We start from the raw sequence: 7280 nt of genomic DNA on the forward strand, positions 1-7280 counted from the left end.
TTGCATAAGATAGCGCCGCGCCCAGCAATATGCAAGAATTTGCATAGCCACATGAGACGCTATTCCCATAATGATTAGCGCTAGTAGCTACTAACTACTAAAAGCGCTTGAGACACCGATTCTATGTCACTTAAACACAGCTTATTAGTTTTACTGGCCGACAATCCAGCATCGGGGTACGACCTTAGTCAACAATTTAAGGGTTCTGTGGGGTTTTTCTGGAATGCCAGCCACCAGCAGGTCTATAAAGAGCTCAAAACTATGGCCAGCGCAGGTTGGCTAGATTGCGACACCGAAATTCAAAGTGACCGCCCCGACAAAAAGGTTTACACCATCACTGATGCCGGCCGCGGCGCCCTCACACGGTGGCTGTCTCAGCCCGCTAAACCCAACAAGTATAAGGATGCGTTTCTGATCAAGCTCTACGGCGGTCGCCACCTGCCCCGCACTGAACTGATTAAGGAATTAGATGAGCACATCGCATTGCACCGCAAGAGCTTGAGCAAGCTGCAAGGGATTGAACAAGAATACCAAGCCCTCACCAAAGATCAGCAGCAACTTTTCGAACTGCCCTACCTCACCCTAAAGCTAGGCATTAGTAGCGAACAAAATTGGTTGGCGTGGGCGCAGGACACGCGGGAGGTTCTCAGTGGCAACGCCTAAGATGGTGGTCTTGACCGGTGCTGGCATATCGGCCGAGTCCGGGTTAAAAACTTTTCGCGACAACGATGGTCTTTGGGAGAATCACCGCATTGAGGACGTGGCCACACCCGAGGCCTTTGCTGCAAACCCTGAATTGGTGTATCGATTTTATAATTTGCGCCGTAGCGCCCTGTTAGATACGCAGCCTAATGCGGCACACGTGGCCTTGGTGGAACTCGAACACCACCTCGCTCAGAATTTTCTTTTGGTAACCCAAAACGTCGACAATTTGCATGAGCAGGCCGGCAGTCGCCAATTGTTGCACATGCACGGCGAGCTCACGCAAGCGCGCTGCACTCGCTGTGGCACCGTGGTGCGCTGGCTGCAATCGCTAGACGCAGCCGACGTGTGCGGTCAATGCCACACTCACGGACGGCTGCGACCACACATCGTATGGTTTGGCGAAATGCCTTTGTACATGGATGAGATTTATCAAGCGCTGGCGGCCTGCGATGTGTTCGTATCCATCGGTACGTCAGGCAATGTCTACCCAGCCGCCGGCTTTTGCGAACAGGCCAAAGCCTACGGTGCCAAAACCGTTGAAATTAACCTAGAGCCCTCAGCAAATGCGGCACATTTTGATGAGGGCTGGTATGGACCGGCCACAATGAAGGTCCCGGAATTTGTTGCGCGCGTAAAAAACGGCTAGCGGATCATTCATTGGCCGTGCGCAACACGGCCTTAAGTCGATCTGGGTAATCGGTGATAATGCCATCGACGCCCATTTCAATTAACTCGCGCATTTCATCCACGTTGTTAATTGTCCATACATGCACCTTCAACCCGCGCGCCTGCATGTCGTCCACAAAACTTTGACTGACAATGTGGATGCCGTCCGAGGCAACGGGCACCTGCAGTGCGACACCCGGCACATCGTACAAATGCGCCAAGCGCAATTTCTGCAACACCACCAATTTAGTCACTTCGGGTTGTGACATGGATGTAGCCACCTCGGGGCAGGCTGCTCGAAACTCCTGCAGAGGCTTAGTGAAAAACGAACCAATCAACACCCGCTCAGTCAATTTCCGCTCGCGCACCAAGCTACACAAAGGTTTGGCAATGCTGGGAGATAGCTGTTTAATTTCGATAATGTAGCGGGCCTCGGGTAGCGCCGTGAACACATCGGCTAGCGCGGGAATGCCGATACCGGTACCGACCAGCGGCGCACCGTCGCTTTTTCGAAAACCGGTGGCGGCGTCTAGCGCGGCCAGCTCAGCAAAGGTTTTCTCTCGAATTAAACCGGTACCATTGGTCATGTCATCCACGGTTTCATCATGGCTCATCACCAACACACCGTCGCTACTGGCGTGAATATCTATCTCGATAATATCGGCTTCCACCTGATCGGCCATCATGGCGGCCGCCAAGGTATTTTTGGGTTGTAAGCCCTGCCCCGCGCCGTGGGCAATTACCTCGAAGTCCGTATTGTCAAAATACGGATGACTCACCTGCGATACGGGCACAGCGAAACGCAGCACACCGTATACAGCGGCCAGAAGCCCAAGTGTTACTAAAAAATATTTGAAAGTGCGCTTCATGATGCCGCCGTCCAATAAACTAAGGCGCCCATGCTAACCGCTCGCGGACGCCCTGAACAGACCCACAACACCTAGTAATTGCACTCTAGGATTGCCTGTAGGGAAAACGAATCAGCACCATCTACCATCTTCTACGTTTGGAAAAGCCCACAAACTCCCATACACGCCTCTTTAGAATCACTCTTTTGGCTACTCCCATCCAGACTGAATTATGGCAGCAGGTTAGGACCTTTCATTATTTGTAACCATTGGCACCCACGCAACTGCACGCATAGGCCACCCTGCGGTACACAGTGCATCTTCAGATTGAGGCGCAGCCTGAATGGTTAAATACGCATTGCCCCTGATGAGAATGACCTTAATGACATCGCCGGGGAAAATTTTATGGGGGTTTTTCACATTGGGATTTTGCTTCCAAAGGTCCTGCCATTTATAGGGATTTTTCAGGAACTTCTCCGCGATATCCCAAAATGTGTCACCTTTTTTGATCTGATAGGTGGATTCAAAACCCTCCTTCAACTCTGGCTTAACGGCATCTTCAGGCAACTCTATTAACTGGGTGGGCGCTTGTTCCCGCTCTGCGTTATCCTCCAGCTCTTCGTCGTTACCTGCGGCCGTTGCATCGGCTGGCAGTAAGACCCCTGCCACCAGGCGGAACTCTCCGCCGCCCAAAGCGTTGGCACTGGTGCTGTAAGGACTCACCGCTTCAAAAATTGCCGGGTCAACTTGAGCGAAATCTTCAACCGCAGTTTGCACCGCACTTTTAACGCCCTGCGCCGCTTGTGCGCCATAAACTGATTCGATTCGATTACCCGCAAAACTTGTCACAGTCGGAATAAATCCAACATAGAGTGGTTCCACATAGCTCAACGACACGAACTTAACGCTATCGCTAGCGCGGATTACAGCGGGATTTAATTCATCACCAATGGCGATAAATGGCTGAGCTTCAGTACCTAGCTGTACATTCGACGCAGTCAAATTTTCTTGGCCGGCTTCAAAGTAAAGTGAACCGGCCTGACTGCTCGTTAACAGAATATCGCCGTTACCCGCGTTAATGCTCTTAACGGTAGCATCGCCTTGAATAGCCAACTGAACATCAATGGCGTCTGACAGATTAGTAACGCTAAGATTATTCGCTGTTACTCCAAGGTTGACATCGCCAGCAGCAGCAAGCACCAGCGAATCAATGGCAAGATTACCGGTCACAGATTCTGCACCGAGCGCGCCGGCCGTGAGATCCAGACTGTTTGCCGAATCAAATGAAAGCGACATGCCGCCCGACGCCAGCGTCTTACCGTTTAAGTAATTCGACGTTTGTGTGGCGACTTGCACTGCAGCGCCCGAATCCAACAAGGTTTCGAAGCCCGTAAAGCGGTAGTCACCCAAGCCATTGTTGGCATCGGTGGCGATCAACGACCAAGCCAAACCGCTTTCAGATAACAGTGAATCCTCCCCGGCTCCGCCAAAGAAACTCGCCGGTGCTAAGGCATTATTCACCACCACCAAATGGTCATTGCCAGCACCTAGGTGCAATGACCCCAGTGAGCCACCGATCAGTTTTACATTGTCTGAGCCAGCCCCTGTATCGATACGATTAACACTGCCCCCGCCAAACACAACCGTGTCTGCACCGCTACCTAACTGTAACGATTCAAAACCACTGAACGCCAAGGTTTGGCTGCCGCTAACAGCGGTATTGCCGGCCGCTTGCAAACTCCAATTTGTCGATGTGTCACCCGCACGCAAGGTGTCGTTGGCGGCCCCGGCCACCAGCTGGCTGACATTTTTGTAAGTAATGTCGCCATAGACGAGGGAATTTAAGTCCGTCAATTGGTAATGTGAACCCACATCCGCACCATAGAGCGAACCTACCCCTTCGATAGTTTCGATACCCGTAAACAACACAGATACATCGCCAACAACCGCTTGGCTCGCTTTGCTTGTCAGCGCACCACCTTGGGCCTGCGCATACCAGTCTGCGCCACTCGAGGACACCACATCCTCAGCACCCAACGCATTAACGGTTTCGATGCCTTTAAATGTAATACCCGCAACGCTCACCTGAGCGGCACTGTCCAACACATAGCTTCGACTGGCGTTATCACCGGATAGCTGATCACTACCGCCGCCCGCGTCAAACTGTGTCACGCCCTCGAAGTGAATTCCGTCTGCGTAGATATTATTGGCGCCTGATTCTAGCGCTACGTTATCAACGGCAGCAGTCCCGATTATGGCAATGCCTTCGCCGGTAATTTGTTTGATGCCCTGTGATTTCAGTTCATTTATCGTTACTACAGCCGACTGCCCAGTTAGTGCAATGGCGGTGTTGTCTGCAACGCGCAGCTGATCGTTTGCTTGACCATTGAGCTGCGTTACCCCACCAAACACTACATTGCCCGCCGCCAGCTGCGAGCCATCAGAATTAACCGCAAAGGTTTCGGCAGCAGCGCCATCGGCAACTAACGTGGAATCATCAGCTAGGAATTCAGAAAACCCGCTAAACGCGATGCTGTCAGACACGACTTGTGATAGCGCGTCTTTCAATTGCCAAACGGTGCCCTGACGTTCTTGCACAATTGAACCACTGCCGGTGGCACTGACTTCGACAAGATCACGAATCGACATAGCCCCTATATTTACTTCGCCAGCACCTGTAACCGTTACCCGCTGACCCGCACTAGAACTTTCTAATGTCGTCACACCCGAAAGCACCTCTGCTCCCGATATGCCTAGACTGCCGAGGGAAACATCGTGTGCGTCATCACTTATGCTCCAGGAATTAGTCGAGGTGGCATGAATACGATCGGTGCCACCACCGGTATTTAACGCCGACAAGCCAGAAAAGCGAACGGCTGAGGCGGTAACATTCCCACTGGCATCAACATCAATAACATTGTCCGCACTCGACAGTTGAAGGCTGTTAGCTTGCACGAAATCCAGACCAACGAAGTTCATAGACCCCGCTGTCAGTGAACCATCAATGTTTTCTTGAATATGACCTGCGCCAGCAAGGCTACCCTCAGCATTGTTGGTAGTCACCGAAGACAGACCATCAAAGACAATATTCTGCGCGCGCAAACTCTGCGTTGAAAGGTAGTCGAATGCTACATCGACACTGCTTTCTATCGCCGCCGAAGTGGCGATGTCAACATCGCTGACAAATACTGATCCCACATAAAATTCATTGTCATTACCGGTCAGTGACGCAGAACCATTCGACACTGTGACTCGATCCAGTCCGTCACCTAGCTCGACTGTGCTGAAGCCACTGGCCGCGGTTGACGTTAAGGAAATACCATTTGCGGTGATTGATCCATCCGCACTAAAGATAACCACATCCGACTGATTCGAACCAAACACCTGGCCGGTAGTAGTTGTCGCTTGCTCAATGGCGGTAAACTCAATCCCTTCAAACGCCAGCTGCCCTGCACTGCCCACCAACGCAATATCACCGCCGAATACATCGTCACTGCTGCTTGAACCGTCATAACTAGCAACACTGGTGAAATCAATCCCAGCAGCCTCTAGCGTACCGCTACCTGTAACTGTTAGTGAAACAACACCTTCACCCTGCACAAAATTCGCATCAGCTCGGCCTACACCATTAGCAACCACTCCTGCGGATTCTATTTGTCCAGACACGTCGCTAATGGTGATTGGCGCGGCACCGTAATTCAGCAATGTTGCCGTCGAGCCTACATTGAGTGCCAGCGGCGCACTAGAGGATGAATCAAACGTAACACCGGCTAAAGAGAGTTGGCCCACGGTGGAAATATCGACGTTGGCCACATCGGCACCCAGCACCAGGGTATCAATGGATCCCGTATAGGCTTGCATTCCTGAAAACAGCAGGTCTTTAGAAGTTGTATAAGTCACTGCGCCAGTGCTGTCGACTGACACCGTATTGGCGTCAGAAAAAATTACACTATCGCTTCCGCCGTTTCCGGCGACGCTGTCGAGCGCGCTAAAGGTATATCCAGCCACGGCAACCTGCCCGCTATTGGACACCGAAAATTCATCCGTCGCAGCCCGACCGGTCAAACTACTACCTAATTGCAAATCATTGATATTAAGGAGATCTATACCATCGGCAGAGACAGCGCTGTAATCTTCATTTAATAGGTAATGGGTGCCGGAAAGGCCTTGAAAGCTATCCTCTCCCGCTACGCCATCAATGCTCGAGAGGCCTGCAGTGAAAAGCACCTCCATACCCGCCACTTGCAGCTGTGAGCCATTTATAAACACAAAATCATCGGCCCCTGTTGATCCATAAATTTGGTCTGAGGAACTTCGAATTTCTTCTATATTGATAAATACGATTTCGTAATTTTTTGCTGAATTTTCCGACAAAATTTGCCACGCTTCACCCGCATAGCCAATGATAACGTCGTAACCACCCTCGGCATTGAACTCCTCTACATTATTAAAATAAATCTCGCCTGATCGAATCCTTTTGGTACCAATAATCTCAAACACGCCATCACTATCGCCGCTGTAAATCCCGCCATTATCAGCGTTTTCAACATTGATAAAATCAATGCCATCAGTGCGCACGCCAAGGCCGCCGGCTAACAATTCAAAATCTTCACCGGCACGGGCCCTGACCGTATCGACACCCGTAGACATATCAACCAGTGTTAAACCATCCCCGGTGGTGGAGGTAATGTCCATCCCCCATACGTTAACGCTACCTAGCCCCGTGACCTGCAGCTCGTCATCGCCGGTAGTAACCAGCAGTGACTGCGAGTCACCCGTCAGCGCGTCGATCCCGTTAAACACCACACCACCATTAACGGCGCTGTTTAAGCCGTTAACGGCCCAACTAACTCCAGATCGCCCAACCGCGCTGTCATTACCGGCCCCAGCATTGACGCCGACAATGCCATTGAACAAAATCCCATTACCCGAAATCGTACCATCGGCTAGTAATTCAAAATTATCCGCAAGCGCCGAACCCGTTAGCAGATCACTCGCGCCAGACGCCCGCTCTAACCCGCTAAACTCAACGCCCCGACTCTCTGCATTATTGGCGCCACC

At 51.5% G+C, this 7280-nt stretch carries 4 protein-coding genes; 2 read left to right on the top strand and 2 right to left on the bottom strand.

Going from position 1 to position 7280, the window contains the following annotated elements; genetic code table 11:
* Positions 1–123 precede the first annotated feature (123 nt).
* Positions 124–663: a PadR family transcriptional regulator gene (locus FHS30_RS09725; protein WP_183910231.1), complete on the top strand. Its 540-nt coding sequence runs from the start codon at positions 124–126 to the stop codon at positions 661–663.
* Positions 650–1351, top strand: coding sequence for a Sir2 family NAD+-dependent deacetylase (gene cobB / locus FHS30_RS09730; RefSeq protein WP_343049012.1), 702 nt, complete (start codon positions 650–652; stop codon positions 1349–1351). The genes FHS30_RS09725 and cobB overlap by 14 nt, the downstream gene beginning before the upstream one ends.
* 4 nt (positions 1352–1355) lie before the next feature.
* On the opposite strand, the gene FHS30_RS09735 is transcribed toward cobB, so the two are convergent.
* Positions 1356–2240 (bottom strand): glycerophosphodiester phosphodiesterase family protein, encoded by an 885-nt coding sequence (locus FHS30_RS09735; protein ID WP_183910232.1) that lies wholly within the window; start codon positions 2238–2240, stop codon positions 1356–1358.
* Between the two features lie 222 nt (positions 2241–2462).
* A partial coding sequence (locus FHS30_RS09740; RefSeq protein ID WP_183910233.1) for a LysM peptidoglycan-binding domain-containing protein occupies positions 2463–7280 on the bottom strand: 4818 nt, incomplete at its 5' end.

The organism is Simiduia aestuariiviva (genome assembly GCF_014192475.1).
GTDB lineage: Bacteria > Pseudomonadota > Gammaproteobacteria > Pseudomonadales > Cellvibrionaceae > Simiduia > Simiduia aestuariiviva.